This is a genomic window from Empedobacter sp. UBA1574 (assembly GCF_002322895.1).
Lineage (GTDB): Bacteria > Bacteroidota > Bacteroidia > Flavobacteriales > Weeksellaceae > Empedobacter > Empedobacter falsenii_B.
In genome coordinates this window covers 38,158-54,696 of the sequence record NZ_DCOI01000035.1, presented here as the reverse complement: position 1 = coordinate 54,696, position 16,539 = coordinate 38,158, and the positions used below count along the sequence as shown (strand labels likewise).

16 protein-coding genes are annotated in these 16,539 nt (G+C 30.9%); 12 read left to right on the top strand and 4 right to left on the bottom strand.

The genetic code is table 11. The features are described from left to right. Positions 1-18: 18 nt before the first annotated feature. Positions 19-756: a DUF4290 domain-containing protein gene (locus B3578_RS11905; protein ID WP_038336666.1), complete on the bottom strand. Its 738-nt coding sequence runs from the start codon at positions 754-756 to the stop codon at positions 19-21. A 359-nt stretch (positions 757-1,115) separates the two neighbouring features. Here B3578_RS11905 and B3578_RS11900 point away from each other — a divergent pair, with 359 nt between their 5' ends. After that, positions 1,116-1,895 (top strand): amidohydrolase family protein, encoded by a 780-nt coding sequence (locus B3578_RS11900; RefSeq protein ID WP_286495760.1) that lies wholly within the window; start codon positions 1,116-1,118, stop codon positions 1,893-1,895. Here the strand turns inward: B3578_RS11900 and B3578_RS11895 are convergent. Then, positions 1,807-2,223, bottom strand: coding sequence for a hypothetical protein (locus B3578_RS11895; RefSeq protein ID WP_291048981.1), 417 nt, complete (start codon positions 2,221-2,223; stop codon positions 1,807-1,809). The two genes, B3578_RS11900 and B3578_RS11895, sit on opposite strands and share 89 nt — an antisense overlap. Positions 2,224-2,249: 26 nt before the next feature. On the opposite strand from B3578_RS11895, the gene B3578_RS11890 reads away from it, so the two are divergent. Next, positions 2,250-2,447: a hypothetical protein gene (locus B3578_RS11890; RefSeq protein WP_286495762.1), complete on the top strand. Its 198-nt coding sequence runs from the start codon at positions 2,250-2,252 to the stop codon at positions 2,445-2,447. Positions 2,448-2,635: 188 nt separating this feature from the next. Then, positions 2,636-3,562 carry an alpha/beta hydrolase gene (locus B3578_RS11885; protein WP_291048977.1) on the top strand — a complete coding sequence of 309 codons (927 nt, stop codon included), beginning with the start codon at positions 2,636-2,638 and terminating at the stop codon, positions 3,560-3,562. Positions 3,563-3,586: 24 nt separating this feature from the next. Here B3578_RS11885 and B3578_RS11880 read toward each other — a convergent pair whose 3' ends face one another. Continuing rightward, positions 3,587-5,263 (bottom strand): PNGase F N-terminal domain-containing protein, encoded by a 1,677-nt coding sequence (locus B3578_RS11880; RefSeq protein WP_291048974.1) that lies wholly within the window; start codon positions 5,261-5,263, stop codon positions 3,587-3,589. 73 nt (positions 5,264-5,336) lie between these two features. Further along, positions 5,337-6,503 (bottom strand): acyl-CoA dehydrogenase family protein, encoded by a 1,167-nt coding sequence (locus B3578_RS11875; protein WP_115000948.1) that lies wholly within the window; start codon positions 6,501-6,503, stop codon positions 5,337-5,339. A 141-nt stretch (positions 6,504-6,644) separates the two neighbouring features. Here B3578_RS11875 and B3578_RS11870 point away from each other — a divergent pair, with 141 nt between their 5' ends. The 9 genes from B3578_RS11870 to B3578_RS11830 all read left to right on the top strand — a co-directional run bounded on the left by B3578_RS11870 (position 6,645) and on the right by B3578_RS11830 (position 16,535). Beyond that, entirely contained in the window at positions 6,645-8,174 is a 1,530-nt protein-coding gene (locus tag B3578_RS11870) for an aldehyde dehydrogenase family protein (RefSeq protein WP_291048970.1), read from the top strand. Between the two features lie 12 nt (positions 8,175-8,186). Continuing rightward, positions 8,187-9,476 carry an L-lysine 6-transaminase gene (lat, locus tag B3578_RS11865; protein WP_291048967.1) on the top strand — a complete coding sequence of 430 codons (1,290 nt, stop codon included), beginning with the start codon at positions 8,187-8,189 and terminating at the stop codon, positions 9,474-9,476. 60 nt (positions 9,477-9,536) lie between these two features. Continuing rightward, the gene (locus B3578_RS11860) at positions 9,537-10,316 is read left to right on the top strand and encodes an HAD family hydrolase (protein ID WP_291048964.1); all 780 of its coding nucleotides are present in this window, start codon (positions 9,537-9,539) and stop codon (positions 10,314-10,316) included. A 144-nt stretch (positions 10,317-10,460) separates the two neighbouring features. Then, entirely contained in the window at positions 10,461-11,213 is a 753-nt protein-coding gene (locus tag B3578_RS11855; protein WP_291048962.1) for a GLPGLI family protein, read from the top strand. 6 nt (positions 11,214-11,219) lie between these two features. Continuing rightward, positions 11,220-11,945 carry a GLPGLI family protein gene (locus B3578_RS11850; protein ID WP_291048960.1) on the top strand — a complete coding sequence of 242 codons (726 nt, stop codon included), beginning with the start codon at positions 11,220-11,222 and terminating at the stop codon, positions 11,943-11,945. 14 nt (positions 11,946-11,959) lie between these two features. After that, positions 11,960-12,709 carry a GLPGLI family protein gene (locus B3578_RS11845; RefSeq protein ID WP_291048958.1) on the top strand — a complete coding sequence of 250 codons (750 nt, stop codon included), beginning with the start codon at positions 11,960-11,962 and terminating at the stop codon, positions 12,707-12,709. Positions 12,710-12,977: 268 nt separating this feature from the next. Further along, positions 12,978-13,733, top strand: coding sequence for a peroxide stress protein YaaA (gene yaaA, locus B3578_RS11840; protein WP_038336050.1), 756 nt, complete (start codon positions 12,978-12,980; stop codon positions 13,731-13,733). 66 nt (positions 13,734-13,799) lie between these two features. Then, positions 13,800-16,118, top strand: coding sequence for a hypothetical protein (locus B3578_RS11835; protein ID WP_291048954.1), 2,319 nt, complete (start codon positions 13,800-13,802; stop codon positions 16,116-16,118). Positions 16,119-16,121: 3 nt separating this feature from the next. After that, positions 16,122-16,535, top strand: a complete 414-nt coding sequence (locus B3578_RS11830) for an SRPBCC family protein (RefSeq protein WP_286495774.1) — start codon at positions 16,122-16,124, stop codon at positions 16,533-16,535. Positions 16,536-16,539: the final 4 nt, after the last annotated feature.

Genomic DNA, 16,539 nt, shown 5'->3' with positions numbered 1-16,539 from the left:
GTATTAAATAGTTTTGATTTAACCTTTATTGTTTCGAACGTTTTGGTTTCGATTGTTGTTATTTTGATTATTTCGGTTATTGTTGTTTTGACGATTATTCGAATTTTGGTTATTATTTCGATTGTTGTTATTTTGATGATTACGATTATTGTTTTGGTAACTTCTATTGTTTTGATTGTTGTTTGAATGATTATTATTCGAATTTAAACGATCAGGAGAAACCAAATGATCATCAACTTTTCTCAAATCAATTTTACCATCAGATAATTCGTACAAATGATTAAAAATAACTTGATCATCAACAGTATCTTTATTCCAAAGTAAATAACATTTTTTCATGTGATTGGCAATCGCAAAGTACAAACCTTCGCGTTTTTCGCCTTCTTCCCACGTTACAGCAACATCAATCATTTTACGAATATTGTTTCCGTAATATCTGTATTTATAGATGCTTTTTGGATATTCTACTTTATTTGGTTTACTATTTACCGTATCTTTTTTTGTCGGAATTGGATAAGGAGATTTTACATCCAAATCAAATTCTGCCATGATAAAAAGTTGATCCCAAAGTTTATGTTGAAAATCTGGTACATCGCGCAAGTGAGGATTTAATTCTCCCATTACTTCAATTATAATTTCGGCAAATCCGTTGCGTTCTGTTTCGTCTGTTATTGTTTTACAATGATTTACCATTTCTTGAATATGACGACCATATTCTGGAATAATCAATTGCGAACGAAGTGTATTATATTCCATTAAATTTTCTAATGTATTGGTTACAAATTTACAAAATTCTATCCGATTATTTGGGTAGAAAAGGTGTATTGATTGCTAATTTTTTATTAAATTTTATTCCTTAAAAAACGATTATAGTCGGAAGAAGATAAGCCGTAAAACAAGATTTTGTCTATTTAATTCAAAACAGTTAAAAATCTTTATCACCAAGGAAAATTAAGTTAAAACCTTTTGGTTGTCAACAAATATAGTATTTTCTTTTAATAAAAAGTAAATTTGGGTTTTTGTTTGAATGATTTAAATGAATATATTTTTAATTTAAACTTTATCCTCAAATTACACGCATTCAACGTATCTTTAGGGCAATTAAACAATAAATTATGAAAATAAAGTCGATAATAGCACTTTTTTTTCTCGCTACCACTTTTACTTTTGCTCAAACAAAACAGATTTTAATTGAAAATGTTAGAATTTTAGATCATCAAACTCAAGCATTAACATCGCCGATGAATGTTTTGGTTTCTGGGCAAAAAATTGAAAAAATTAGTTCTGCAAAAATTTCTTCACCTAATCAAGACGTTGTAAAAATTAATGGAGGAGGAAAAACGTTGATGCCAGGTTTGATAGATGTTCATGTACACATGGTATTTGGTTCATTGACGATGGCGCAAATGATGTCGCCAGATATGTCCGAAGAAATGTTAATGAATAAGGTTGGCGAAGCTTCCCACAAAATGTTGATGCGTGGTTTTACGAGTGTTCGTGATGCTGGTGGGCCAATTTTTCCCTTGAAATTAGCCATCGATAAAGGTAAAGTTGCAGGGCCTAGAATTTGGCCTTCGGGTGCAACGATTAGTCAAACAGCTGGTCACGGAGATTTTAGAACTCCTGATGAACGTTCGCGTCGTTTTTTTGGTAAAGCATCTCGTGCAGAGGAATTAGGAGCTACTTTTATTGCTGATGGAAGAGATGAAGTTTTGACTGCAACAAGAGAGAATTTACGTTTTGGTGCGAGTCAAATCAAATTAATGGCAGGTGGAGGAACGTCTTCTGCTTATGATCCGATTGATGTTACACAATATACTTTTGACGAAATGAAAGCTGCAGTTGATGCTGCTGAAGATTGGGGAACGTATGTAATTCTCCATTATCTTGCGTAACCATCTTTAAAATTTCGGCATTTGTAAACCATTTTTGAAGACGTAATATGTAACTATTTTGATCATCATTCAACTCAGGTTCAAACAAGAAATCCGTTCCCCATGCAAGCTTCACACCAAGTTTTTTTGCTAAAGGCCAAACTTTATCTTGACCATCCAAAACTGGTTTACGTTTTTCTTTTCGCTGCTCGTCCATGTTTTCATTATTATCCATCAAATTTTGAAGGCTTAACCAAACTCCTTTTTTGGCAAGAATTTTTAATGTTTCTTCATCTAACATTTGACCATGCTCAATTGACTTCACTCCTGCTTCCACAGCACGTTGCACAGCTCTCGGCGTATAGGCATGTACCATTGTTGCAATTATCTGGTTTAAGAAGTCCATATCCAGGGAAATTAGGCGTTGTTGAAGAACAAGCTTTAGCCGATTTGATTTTGGTTGATGGAAATCCGTTGAAAGATTTATCATTAATTGCTAATCCTGATAAAAATTTTTTAGTGATTATTAAAGATGGACAGATCTATAAGAATACAATTAAAACTAAAAAGTAAAATTATCGTACATCATAAAAAAAACGAGGTTAATTTTTATTTTACCTCGTTTTTTTAGTTGTAAAAATTAGAAATTTTAGATCTTATTTATTAGCTTGAAATTTGTTGAAAAAGTCAATGGTTTATTTATAAAAAATATTGATTTTGAATGAGTAAAACTGTAAATTAATAATTAAATCTTAATAAAAATGTCAATACTAGAAAATATTTATTATAGAGTAATTCTTCCAGAAGATGAGATTAAAGCAACACTGATAATTGTCCATGGTATGCAAGAACATAGTGGGCGATATGAGAATTTTGCAAAGTATTTGACGGACAAAGGAATTCTAGTTTTGTTATATGATCATTTAGGACATGGAAAAACAGCGAAAATAGAAGAAGATTATAGTTTTTTTAGTTTAGATAGTCCAACAGAAAAACTGATTGAAAATACTAAAATTATGGTAAAATGGTTAGAAGATCAATATCCTTTATTACCACATTTTATTTTGGGGCATTCAATGGGATCGTTTATAACACGTTGCCTACTTCAAGAATATGGAAATCATTTTGATGGTGCTATAATTATGGGAACAGGAGGTAGAATTCCTGGAATTAAATTATTGAGTAGTTTTTTAAGTCTTCTAAATAAATTGATTCCTCATAAAAGAAGTAAATTACTTAATATTATTTTTTTAAAATCAAATAATAAATATTTTAAAAATGAAGAAAATTTTTATGAGACTAATTGGCTTAGTTTAGATGAGTTAAATCGTTTAAATTTTCTGAAAGATCCTCTTTGCGGAATACCTTTCACTGTTAACGGTTTTTATACTTTGATTAATTTAAATATACAAGCAACAAAAAAGAATTGGGCAAAAGATATACCGCAATCTTTACCTATTTATTTTGTGAGTGGAGCAGATGATCCAATTGGTGATTTTGGTAAAGGAGTTTTGCAATCGTATAAAGATTTAAAGCAAAATGGATTTCAATATGTAACAATGAAACTATATCCAAACTTGAGACATGAAATATTGAATGAATCTATCAAAGATGAAGTATATCAAGATATTGTAGATTGGTTAACGGTTTTGATAAATCATAAAAAAATAGAGCAAAAAGACGTTTAATAAATCTTTTTGCTCCAAAAAAAATTATTCTCCTAAAAGAACACCAGAAACATTCCAATAACTGAAACTATTTCCTTCAGGTTTTCCTTGCGGAATTTTTATTTGTATACTATGTTTTCCGGCTTTTAAATTGCCCAAATCTATAAAATAAGGATTTGTAATTGTTCCTGGACACCAATTAGAACGACTATAATCAGATGATGATAAACCATTGTCAAAATTACCAGAAGCTGGATTGTAAGCGCGATAAGAACCACAATCTTGTCTCCAAGGAACTATATTAAATACTTTTTGTCCATCAAGAAAAATACTATTTTCTTTCGGAACAAATTCATCACCATTTTCCCAACCGCCATGTCCAGTTGTTGTAAAACGTAATTTAGCATTATTGTAATCTTCTTTCAACGTGAATTCTACTGTAAAACCATTCGGATTTTCGAACAAAGTAGAGTATTCTTGTCCAGCCATTTCCATCACATTTGCAGTATTGAAAATTGGTAAAGCCTTTTTAATTGGCATTGTTGTAGAACCTGATGGATGAACAGAAATATTGGCAGAAATAATATGTCCGCCTTGATCATAATTTCCAATGAAGAAACCAATCAAAACTTCTTGATCAGATAATAAACCTTGAAATTCTGTGATTTCTTGACGATATTTTGCTTCGGTTTCCCAAGTTTGATTTTTTAATTGAATATGATTGAATTTATTAATTCCAAAAGGTGTGAAAAAGCGCATTAATTCTATCGTTGGTGAATAATTTTCTGTCAAAAAATAACCTTGATATTTCTTGTTATTTGCTGATGTATAAATTGGTAATTCATTGATTCCTTTTTGCAAACCATCCATAAATGTAATTTTAGAATCACGCGGGATCAAAAATACAGAACCTGTTCTGTCGTAAGCATCACCATTTGATTGTTGCGAAACATTTAAGAAAACTTGGCTTCCTTCTTTAATTTGAGGAATTTTAATTTTTCGAACTACAACAGTTCCATTTGCAAAACGATAAATTGAATCATTTGACGAAAAATCTTTACTAAAGTTAACTTGTTGATGTGATAAAAGTGGAATATCAACGAATTTACTTTTCCAAATAATGTCTTTATATGTCAACAAATCAACTCGATTTTGATGCAATTCTTTTTGGATAAATTGACTTGGAATCAAATCTTTTTCGCGTTCTATTTTCGAAGCTCGAATCGTTGAATTATTATTTCGTGTAAGTTCTAACACAAAACCTAAATTCATTCCAACCATTGTTGGAGAGGCATTCAATTCCATATTGTCCACAAACCAAACGTCTATTGTATTCGAATTGATATTTGTCGTCGCCTTTTTACAACGTAAACCTAAAATTCGTTTCGTTTCTTTAGAAATTGTGAAAACAGATTTATTAAACGCAACCGAATCATTTGTAATGATAGAATTAGTCGGATCAAATTGTGTAATCAAGGAAATAATTGATGGATTTGTTTTGGTATAATAAAACATTTCATCAGGATAATTTGATGAATAACTAAAACTTTGTTGCTTTCCAATAACTGTTTCTTTTGTATTAGCAATAACTTGTATGGGGTTATTTTCTTCGACTTTTTTTCCATTCGAAAAGCGTTCATACGTAATTTTGTAGGTTTCCTGCGCATCAAGAATAATAGCCTGAATACAAAAAATAATAAGTAGAATTGATTTCAATTTCATGTGTGATAAAATAAAAAAGGTTTACAAACGAATTGTAAACCTATAAAATTATCTGATTGTATGGAAAAATATCTTACACAAAAGCATTAATTCCTGTCACATCTGCGCCAGTTATTAGTAAATGGACATCATGTGTTCCTTCGTAAGTGATTACAGACTCAAGATTTGCAGCATGTCGCATCATAGGGAAATCGCCTACAATTCCCATTGCACCAATGATTTGTCGTGACTCTCTCGCAATATCGATAGCCATTTTTACATTATTTCGTTTTGCCATTGATATTTGTTCAGGCGTTGCTTTATTTTCGTTTTTCAGTGTTCCTAATCGCCAACATAACAACTGAGCTTTCGTTATTTCTGTAATAAATTCAGCTAATTTTTTCTGCTGTAATTGATAAGAAGCAATCGGTTTTCCAAATTGTGTTCGTTCTAATGAATATTTTAAAGCTGATTCGTAACAATCAATTGCAGCACCAATTACACCCCAAGAAATTCCGTATCTAGCAGAATTTAAACAAGATAATGGTCCGCGTAAACTACTCACTTCTGGTAAAATTTGAGATTCTTCAATCTTCACATTTTCGAAAACTAATTCACCTGTTTTTGAAGCTCTTAATGACCATTTATTCAAAGTTTCTGGTGTTGTAAAACCTTGCATACCGCGTTCTACAATTACACCACGAATTTTTCCTTCTTCATCTCTTGCCCAAACAACTGCAATATCACAAATTGGTGAATTTGTAATCCACATTTTTGCTCCATTTAAGATATAATGATCACCATTTTTTGTTAAACGAGTTTCCATTCCGCCTGGATTTGAACCATGATTTGGTTCAGTTAATCCAAAACTTCCAACGAATTCTCCTGAAGCTAATTTTGGTAAATATTTGCGTTTTTGTTCTTCTGATCCAAAAGAAAAAATTGGATACATCACTAACGAAGATTGTACTGATGCAGCAGAACGAACAGCCGAATCGCCGCGTTCTAATTCTTGCATGATTAATCCGTACGACATTTGATCCAAGCCTGCACCTCCATATTCTTCAGGAATATAAGGTCCTAAAGCACCAATTGCACCTAATTTTTTCATTAAATCTGGAATATCTTTATGATGTTGCGCGGCATCATCTATCACAGGTTTTATTTCGTTATCCACAAAATCTCGAACAGATTGACGAATTAATTTATGTTCTTCGGTTAATAAATCATCAATCTTAAAATAATCTGTAGTTGAATTCATTTTATGCGGTTTTATTTTATTAAATCTAACGATTATTCATTAAATTAAAAATTATTCTGAATAATATTTATTAAAAATTTTAATTTATGAAACTTTTGACTAATTTAGGTAAAAGTTAAAAACACAAAATAACACAAAAAAATGATAGAAAACGAATTAAAAGAATTAGGTATTTCTTCCGAAAATCTTGGAACATCAACAGGAAATACTTGGTTTGGAAAAGGTGAAGAGCTTTCTTCTTACTCGCCAGTAGATGGAAAATTGATTGGAAAAGTTAAGTCATCAACAAAAGATGATTATGAAGTAGTGATAAAAGAGGCACAAGTTGGTTTCAAAGAATGGCGAATGATTCCAGCACCGAAACGTGGAGAAATTGTGCGTCAATTTGGAGATAAACTTCGTGAGAAAAAAGCTTCTTTAGGAAAATTAGTTTCGTATGAAATGGGAAAATCCTATCAAGAAGGTTTGGGCGAAGTGCAAGAAATGATTGATATGTGTGATTTTGCAGTTGGATTATCGCGTCAATTATATGGTTCGACAATTCATTCGGAGAGACCTTTGCATCGCATGTACGATCAATATCATCCGCTTGGAATTGTAGGGGTGATTTCTGCGTTCAATTTTCCAGTTGCTGTTTGGTCTTGGAATACGTGTTTAGCGATGGTTTGTGGTGATGTTGTAGTTTGGAAACCAAGTGAAAAAACACCTTTGTGTGCGGTTGCATGTCAACATATTTTAGCAGAAGTTTTAAAAGCAAATAATATTTCAGAAGGCGTTTCTTCTTTGATAATGGGCGATAAAACAATTGGTGAATTAATTGCACAAGATGCTCGTGTGGCTTTGGTTTCTGCAACAGGTTCTACGCGAATGGGAATTGAAGTGAATAAAGTGGTTGCGGCTCGTTTGGGTAAAACAATTTTAGAATTAGGTGGAAATAATGCGATTATTGTTACGCCAAATGCAGATTTAAAAATTATGTTGACTTCGGCTGTTTTTGGTGCAGTTGGTACGGCTGGACAGCGTTGTACAACAACAAGAAGATTGATTGTGCACGAATCTATTTATGATAAGGTAAAAGAATCGTTGATAAATGCTTACAAACAAATAAAAATAGGTAATCCGTTGGATACAACAAATCATGTTGGTCCGTTGATTGATAAACATGCGGTTGAAATGTATTCAAAAGCATTAGAAAAAATTAATGAAGAAGGAGGAAAAATTATCGTTGAAGAAGGAATTTTAGAAGGAAATGGTTTTGAAAGCGGTTGCTATGTAAAGCCTGTAATTGCTGAGGTTGAGAACCATTTCGAAATTGTTCAACATGAAACTTTTGCTCCAATTTTATATTTAATCAAATATTCTGGAGATGTGTTAAATGCAATTGAAATTCAGAATAATGTGGCACAAGGTTTATCGTCTTCTATCATGACAAATAATCTTCGTGAAGCTGAATTATTCTTGAGTCAGCAAGGTTCTGATTGTGGAATTGCAAATGTAAATATTGGAACTTCTGGAGCAGAAATTGGCGGCGCTTTCGGTGGAGAAAAGGAAACTGGAGGTGGACGCGAGTCAGGTTCTGATGCTTGGAAAGCGTATATGCGACGACAAACGAATACAATTAATTATTCGACAGAAGTGCCATTGGCGCAAGGAATTAAGTTTGATTTTTAAAAATTTACAGAGATGAGTACAGTACACGAAAGATTAGCAAAACATATATTGACAGATGGATATCCGATTGTAATGGATATGGATAAGTCGCATGGATCCTATGTTGTAGACGAAAATGGCATTGAATATTTGGATTTATTTTCAATGTTTGCTTCGACGGCGATTGGTTATAATCATCCACATTTGATGTCGAAAATAGATTTTTTAGGTCGAAATGCTGTCAATAAACCTGCAATGTCAGACATTTATACAAAAGATTATGCCGATTTAATTGATACATTTGAGCGTGTTGCGATGCCGAAAGAATTGCAATATTTATTCTTTATTTCTGGTGGAACATTGGCAGTAGAAAATGCATTGAAAACGGCTTTTGATTGGAAAACAAGATTAAACTTTTCGAGAGGAATTGAGAAAGAAGCAAGTGATGTTATTCATTTTAAACAAGCTTTTCATGGGCGTTCTGGTTATACATTATCGCTAACGAATACGAAAGATCCTCGTAAATACGAATATTTTCCAAAGTTTGATTGGCCAAGAATTGAAAATCCAAAACGAATTTATCCTGTTACAGAAGATAATTTATGCAAGGTTGTTGAGGCTGAAAAACGTGCGATTGAACAAATTGAAAATGCTTTAGAAACACGCAAAAATAAAGTTGCTTGTATTATTATTGAGCCGATTCAAGGTGAAGGAGGAGATAATTATTTTCGAAAAGAATTCTTTCAGAAATTGAGAGAAATTTGTGATAGAGAAGAGATTTTATTGATTTTTGATGAGGTACAAACAGGAATGGGAATGACTGGTAAAATGTGGGCTTTTCAGCATTATGATGTGATTCCTGATGTGATTTCGTTTGGAAAGAAAACACAAGTTTGTGGAATTTTAGCGAATAAAGAAAAGTTAGATCAAATTCCGAATAATGTTTTCAAGGAATCAAGCCGTATTAATTCGACTTTTGGTGGAAATTATATCGATATGTTGCGTTTCAAATTAATTTTAGAAGTGATTGAACAAGAAAAATTAGTTGAAAATGCGGAAGAGAAAGGAAAATATATTTTATCAAAATTGAATGAAATCGCAAAAGAAACGAAGAAAATTCATTCGATTCGTGGATTAGGATTGTTCATTGCGTTTGATTTTTCATCAGATTTGGATCGTTCAGAATTCATCAAAACATGTTTCGAAAATCATATGATTATTCTTCCTTGTGGTGAAAACTCGGTGCGAATGCGTCCTCATCTCAATATTTCCGAAGAAGATACCAATAAAGCAATAGAAATTATTAAATTAGCATTAAAATAAACAGCAAAAGCAACCAAACAAAGGTTGCTTTTTTAATTTTGTAAAAGATAAAACTAAAGTATGATAGATTCTTTTTTCTTCGATTTTGACGGAACATTACAAGGTTTTGAAAACCATGAAATCAGTGATTCGACAATCGAAGCGTTGAAATTATTGAAACAAAAAAACAAAAAAATATACATCGCAACAGGACGAAATATGGTGGATATGCCTGAGCATATTTTTGATTATGGTTTTGATGGTTACATCAATAATAATGGAGGAATGTGCTCCGACGAAAACCGTCAATCATTTTTTGTAGATTACATCAACCCTAATGATATAGAGGCTTTGTTACAATATGATGATGAAAATCCTTTCTCATTTTCGTATATGACGAAAGAAGCGTTTAGTATCAATCGTGTGAATGAGAATGTAGAAAAATCGTTTGCTTATTTTGGAATGGAACTTCCAGAAGTGGTTGATCCTCGAACTTTGCCGAAAGATAATATTATGCAAATGAATTTTTTTGTGAACGAAGAACAAGAAGATTATTTGATGAAAAATGTGTTGACAAACAGTGTAGGAACACGTTGGATAGAATATTTTGCTGATATAAATCCGAAAAATATTAGTAAAATGCGTGGAATAGAGCGAATGGCTGAACGCGATAATTTAGATTTAACTAAAACAATGGCTTTTGGTGATGGTGGTAACGATATTAGTATGTTGAAAGGTTGTAAAATAGGCGTAGCAATGGGCGATGCGAAAGAGAATGTTCGTGAAGCGGCTGATTATTATACAACTTCTGCAGATAATCACGGAATATGGAATGCACTGAAACATTTTGAGGTAATTTAGAAACTTATTTTAATTTTTAGAAAAAAAATCCAGCCTAAGTTGGATTTTTTTTCTTTTCACAATGTTGTGTTAATTACGCATTCTATTGTTGTAGAATTAAAAAATAAAAATTATTTTAGAGTATTAATTAAAAACTACAATATAATGAAACAATTATTACTAGCTGGATTTTTACTTTTTTCGAATTTTGGTTTTGGGCAAGAAAAGCTTATTGTCGATTATAAATATGATATAAAGCATGATGAAGAAAAAATAAAGGAGTTTGAAAGAGAGCAAGCACAAAAAGGAGGAGGTACAATAAAAATTGGAGGGTCTCCAAATATTTATTATCAATTAGAATATAGTGATCATCAGTCCGTTTACAAAAAAATAGAAACCATTAATAATGATCAAAATGGTAGCTCTATGGGGGCTTTTTCAATTAATATTGGAGGAGAATATAAAGCTTTGATTAATGAAACAAGTAAGAAAGAGTTTCGTCAAGAAGTCGTTTTAGATAAACAGAATTTTATTGTGGTTACGCCATATAAAGACTATGAATGGAAAATTACAGATATTGAAGATACGATTTTGGGTCACAAAGTAAAAAAAGCTATTGGTAATGATAAAGGCAAGCAAATAGCAGCTTGGTTTGCACCAGATATTAAGGTTGATGCAGGACCAAATCAAGTGAATGGATTGCCAGGTTTGATTCTGAAAACGGTGAGCGAAACGGGTGGTAAATTTGGTTCGATTATGACTTATGAAGCGGATAAAATTACCTTAAATCCTAAGAAAATGTCTAAAACTAAACCTATGAAAGGTGAAGAAATAACACAAGAAGATTTTAAAAAATTGCAAGATGAATCTCGTCAAAAAATGAGAGAATCTTTTTCAATAGGAGTGGATAAAAAATAATTTTGAATGAAATATTTAGTAATTTTTATAAGCCTTTTTTCTATTGTGTTACAAGCACAAGATGCATTAGAAATTGAATACGAGGAGGTTTCTATTCCTCGTCTTTTTGGGAAGGATGGAAAGGAAGAAAAATTGGGTGATGATTTTATAAAAGCACTTTCTGTTCCAAAAAATTATGTACTACAAATAGAAAAAGGAAAAAGTGTTTTTTCTAAGATTGAGAAAATTAATAATTCTCAAGGGAATGCGTTAGTTACGATGTATGGTATTTTTTCGTATAATTTTGAACAAGATTTCAATCAAAATAAAATGAAACAAGAATGGATGATAGAGAATAAAAAATACCTTGTAACTGATACCATTTCGACACATTATAAATACGAATTAACGCAAGAAAAATCGACTTATTTGGGTTTTGATGTTAAACAAGCAGTTGTAAAATATAATGACAATAATAAATCAATCATTTGGTACGCACCAAGTTTACCCAAACGTTTTGGTCCAAAAGAATTTATTAATCTTCCAGGTCTGGTATTAAAAATAGAATCTATTCGAAATGGAATTATTGATCCATCTTATTCTTTGAAAGCAACTTCTGTTACAACAAAAGATCATTTAGAATTTAAGAAATTATTCAAGGCTAAGGAAATTTCTAAAGCCGAATTTGAAAAGCTGAAAGCTGATTATAACCAACAAAGTTCGAATGAACACCAAGGTGTAGATAAAGATTAACCTAAATAAAAATTATGAAAAAATTATTATTGATTGTATTAAGCAGCTTATGTTATTTTGCAAATGCGCAAGATGTTTTAGAGGTAGAATATGATGTATATACAGTATATGACGCAAGTAAAACTCAAGGTTCAGTTACAATTGACAACCGAAAATTAAGTAGAGATGAAACGATTAGATACTTTACTGAACAAATGAAAATTCCTAAACCTTATATTTTAATAACAAATAAAACGGCTTCTAATTATAATCAAAAACCAACACTAAATAGTGGAAATTCAGTAAGCTACAGTAGTAATCAAGGAAATGGATTATATTACAAAAACTTACTTGAAAACTTTTATATGCACGAATCGGTTGGCTTTGGGATGGATCGAATTATCAAAGATTCTATTCCTAAAATTAATTGGACTATAACGCGCGACAAGAGAAAAGTCTTAGGCTTTGATGTTCGTAAAGCAACTGCAAAAATCAATAAAGAAGAGTTTACAGCTTGGTTTGCTACTTCTTTGTCTTTTCCTTCGGGACCTGATAAGTATATGGGATTACCTGGTTTGATTTTAGAATTAGAAAGAAAAACGAACGACGATGCTGATATGGTTATTACTTATAATGCAACATCTGTAAAAGAAGCTAAGAAAAATGTAACAATAAATCAACCAAAGAAAGGGAAAATTGTTGATTTCAAAACGTATAAAGCAGAAATGGATGCTTTTTTTAAGAAACAACAAGAAATGAATAGCCAAGGAGTAGATAAAGATTAAGTTTATAGTATAGAGAACAATAAATAAATCAACCAAAGGAAAACAGATAAGTCAGTCAGATTTCGAAAAAATGATTGACGAAGAAAACCGAAAATTTAATTAAATCCTTTTTGATATTAATTAATAGTTATTTATAATCTGTGAATATTTTTAATCAATATAATTACACTTTTTCTAAAGCAAACAATTCTTATCTTTGTTAAAGAAGAGTTGAATTAGATTTTATTCTAACAGAATACTTTTTTTATTAATTAAGATTTTTTGATACATGAAAATATTACTTTCGCCAGCGAAGATGATGAATTTGGAAACGAATGCTAAATGGAGAGCAACAACACCTCAATTTTTAGAACATTCGCAAAAAATTATGGATGTTATGAAAGAGATGAGTACAACTGATCTTGAAAAATTAATGAAAATTTCGAAAGATATTGCAGAAATGAATGTGGAGCGTAATCAGGTTTGGAATGTTAAACCTACTGCGAAACAAGCTATTCCAGCAGCTTTAGCTTTCAAAGGTGAAGTGTATAGAGGTTTGAATGCTGAGACGTTAAACGACGAAGCACTTGATTATTTCAATAAACATGCATTTTTGTTATCTGGGCTTTATGGAATGTTGCGTCCTTCGGATAAAGTAATGTTGTATCGCTTGGAAATGGGTTCGAAATTAGATGTTCATGGTTCGAAAAATTTGTATGGTTTTTGGAAAGAAATTTTGACACCTTTTCTAAATTCGAAACTAAAAAAAGGAGAATTTATCTTAAATTTAGCAAGTAATGAATATGCTAAAGTTTTGGATAAAAAATCGTTAAAAGTTCCGATGATTGATGTAGAGTTTCAAGATTACAAAAACGGTGAATTGAAAAAAATCATGATGTATTTTAAACATGCTCGTGGTGCAATGGCGCGTTATTGTGCAGAAAATAAAGTTGAAACTTTGGATCAAGTGAAAGCATTTGACGTGGATGGTTATCGTTTTGATGAGAACCTTTCTACCGAAGAAACTTTGGTATTTACAAGATAATGACTAAAAAAAATAATAACTTGAAGACTGCTTTATTAGTAGTCTTTTGTTATTTTTAAATCATATATGAAAGAAAATTTTATCGATAAATTACCCATCAAAATTATTTACTCGTTCCAATCGCTGATTGAAGAATTAGAACGATCTGAATACAACTTTGGAGAGTTTAAAGCTTTTTTAGAATATCTGAAAGCTACTCGACCAGAGTTGATTGATGGTGTTGAAACATTTGAAGATTTTCAGAAAATTATTAAAGATGTTGAGCCAATTATTGAGAAAATTATTCCTAAACCATTTGTAAAATATAATTTAAAAGCGATAACTTTTCCTTTTTCTGACAAATTTATTTTTGCAACAGATCGACTTAAAGAGTTGATTGATAATAATGAATCACGACTAAAATTCAATTTTGAAGATTTAGATTATGATACATTATATAAGTTTTGTTGTTGCTTCATCTTATCGAAATATTATCATAAATATTTAGATTTTAATCTATCAAATCAGTTGGTGATAGACAATCAAAATGGCTACAGAATTTATCTTGGGACTGATATAAACCATGATTATTTTCGTATTTATCCATCCGAAGATAAATTTAAATTGACTGAAGATGAAATTGAAGAGTTGTTGAATAATTATGAAGATACAGCTTTGTGGATGAGAAAAATTCCAATTGGATCTTGGATTGCAAAAGGGTTTAATCTTGTTTCATTTTTTGATAATACGACTGAAATTGCACTTTCTAACTTAAAATCTAAATTATTATCTTATGGAGAACCTTTTAATATTGTTCGAAATGATATTATTTCTGCATTAAAATCTATTTTTAGAATCAATAATTTAGAAGTTGGTTTTTCGGCTTATAATTCGGATAAAAATCAATTGGAAATTAGTCATTTATTACAATTGAATGATAGTTTATTGATTGATAATCATAAAAAAATAAAACTGAATGAAATTTTTTGTGCTGATTTAGAGAACAAAATATCGAAATCAGATTATTATGTTGTTTCTAATATTGACGCAGCTTTGGAGAAGTTTCCGCAAGATAAAATGTTGAGAATGGCAAATGAATCTGGTCTGAAAAGTTTGATTCTTTATCCATTGAAAAACGGAAAATCTCATTTAGGTATTTTAGAAATAGGCTCGAAAGAAGCTGGAGTTTTCAATCGAATTAATGCAAACCTTTTGCGCGAAATCACGCCTCTTTTAGAAGAATCTATTTATCGCTATACGGTAGAGTTTGAGAATCAAATCAATGCTTATATACAAACCGAATATACGTCGTTGCATCCAAGTGTAGATTGGAAATTTAGAGAAAAAGCTCGCGAACATATATTGCATCCGGGAAATACAAAACAAAAATTGCAGATCTCTTTTCAAAATGTATATCCAATTTATGGTGAATTGGATGTGAGAAATTCGTCAGTGATTCGAAATCAATGTTTAAAAATGGATTATACTAATCAGATTAATTACTTGATTTTGATTTGTAACGAGTTATATAATCGTACAAAAAAGAATAAATTTTTGGATTATATTGACGATTTGACTGATTTTTTGCAACGAATAGATAATGTAGATAAAATCTATTTCGAAAGCGAATTATTTGATTACATTACGTTGCATATTCATCCTGAAATTCCCAAATATGTAAAGGACAATGAGAAATCAATTATTGAAGAATATCTAAAAAAATTAGATTCTACAACGGGATTATTTTATGTAGATCGCAAAAAATTTGACCAAACAATTGTAATGACAAATTCACTTTTGTCGAACAAATTAGATACTTTTCAGAAAGATGCTCAAGGTGTATTTCCGCATTATTACGAACGTTTCAAGACAGATGGAATTGATTATAATTTGTATGTTGGACGAAGTATTGCGCCGTTCAAAAAATTCTCCTATCAAAATATTCGTGAAATTAGATATTGGCAATTACAGGCGATGATTTCGATGGAGCAATCGTATAAAGAAATTCAGAAAAAAACACCGCTAAAAGTAGAGGTTGCTTCGTTGATTTTTGCAACGAATACCACTATAGATATTTTGTTCAAATTAGATGAGAAACGTTTTGATGTTAATGGATACAACAATGCAAAATATGAAATAATTAAGAAAAGATTGAGTAAAGCTTTTGTGAAAGGAACAAATGAACGAATCAATTTGCCACACAAAATTTGTATTATTTATACCGAAGATATCCTAAAAGAAGAATACTCAAATTATATCAATTTATTAATTGATAAGAAATTTTTGAAAAAAGATGTTGAATATTTGGAAATTGATGATTTGCAGGGTATAAGCGGTTTGCAAGCAATTAGAGTTTCGATTAATTATAAAAATAAACTCGAAAAATATACTAAAATAGAAGAATAAAGAATGGAAAAAGATGATGTATTGCTTAATATTTCGATAGATAGTACTGCCGAAAATATTTGGAAAGTTTTGACAGATGAACAAGCGTTTAATGAATGTTTTGAAAACATAAAAATGACTTGTAACGAATGGAAAGTAGGAGAGAGGATAAAGTTTGTAACGCAAAAAAATAATGAAACGTTGGTAGATGAAGCCTTGATTACATCTATTATGGAGAATGAACGTTTGCGATATAATTATAAAAAACAAAATACAGACCATGAGATTGAAGTAATTTTTAATCTAAAATCTTCAGGTAATTTTACTTATCTATCAATTGAAGGAAAAGATTTTGCGGATGATTTTGAACGCTCACATTCAGAGAATGCGTGGATAAATATGATGCAAGCAATCAAGAAATATGTACAAAAAAAATAACCTT

What these genes read in the sequence shown, in the direction of transcription:
- B3578_RS11905 (WP_038336666.1), bottom strand. Translation starts at nt 756, where the DNA reads ATGGAATATAATACACTTCGTTCGCAATTGATTATTCCAGAATATGGT.
- B3578_RS11900 (WP_286495760.1), top strand. Translation starts at nt 1,116, where the DNA reads ATGAAAATAAAGTCGATAATAGCACTTTTTTTTCTCGCTACCACTTTT.
- B3578_RS11885 (WP_291048977.1), top strand. Translation starts at nt 2,636, where the DNA reads ATGTCAATACTAGAAAATATTTATTATAGAGTAATTCTTCCAGAAGAT.
- B3578_RS11880 (WP_291048974.1), bottom strand. Translation starts at nt 5,263, where the DNA reads ATGAAATTGAAATCAATTCTACTTATTATTTTTTGTATTCAGGCTATT.
- B3578_RS11875 (WP_115000948.1), bottom strand. Translation starts at nt 6,503, where the DNA reads ATGAATTCAACTACAGATTATTTTAAGATTGATGATTTATTAACCGAA.
- B3578_RS11870 (WP_291048970.1), top strand. Translation starts at nt 6,645, where the DNA reads ATGATAGAAAACGAATTAAAAGAATTAGGTATTTCTTCCGAAAATCTT.
- lat (WP_291048967.1), top strand. Translation starts at nt 8,187, where the DNA reads ATGAGTACAGTACACGAAAGATTAGCAAAACATATATTGACAGATGGA.
- B3578_RS11860 (WP_291048964.1), top strand. Translation starts at nt 9,537, where the DNA reads ATGATAGATTCTTTTTTCTTCGATTTTGACGGAACATTACAAGGTTTT.
- B3578_RS11855 (WP_291048962.1), top strand. Translation starts at nt 10,461, where the DNA reads ATGAAACAATTATTACTAGCTGGATTTTTACTTTTTTCGAATTTTGGT.
- B3578_RS11850 (WP_291048960.1), top strand. Translation starts at nt 11,220, where the DNA reads ATGAAATATTTAGTAATTTTTATAAGCCTTTTTTCTATTGTGTTACAA.
- B3578_RS11845 (WP_291048958.1), top strand. Translation starts at nt 11,960, where the DNA reads ATGAAAAAATTATTATTGATTGTATTAAGCAGCTTATGTTATTTTGCA.
- yaaA (WP_038336050.1), top strand. Translation starts at nt 12,978, where the DNA reads ATGAAAATATTACTTTCGCCAGCGAAGATGATGAATTTGGAAACGAAT.
- B3578_RS11835 (WP_291048954.1), top strand. Translation starts at nt 13,800, where the DNA reads ATGAAAGAAAATTTTATCGATAAATTACCCATCAAAATTATTTACTCG.
- B3578_RS11830 (WP_286495774.1), top strand. Translation starts at nt 16,122, where the DNA reads ATGGAAAAAGATGATGTATTGCTTAATATTTCGATAGATAGTACTGCC.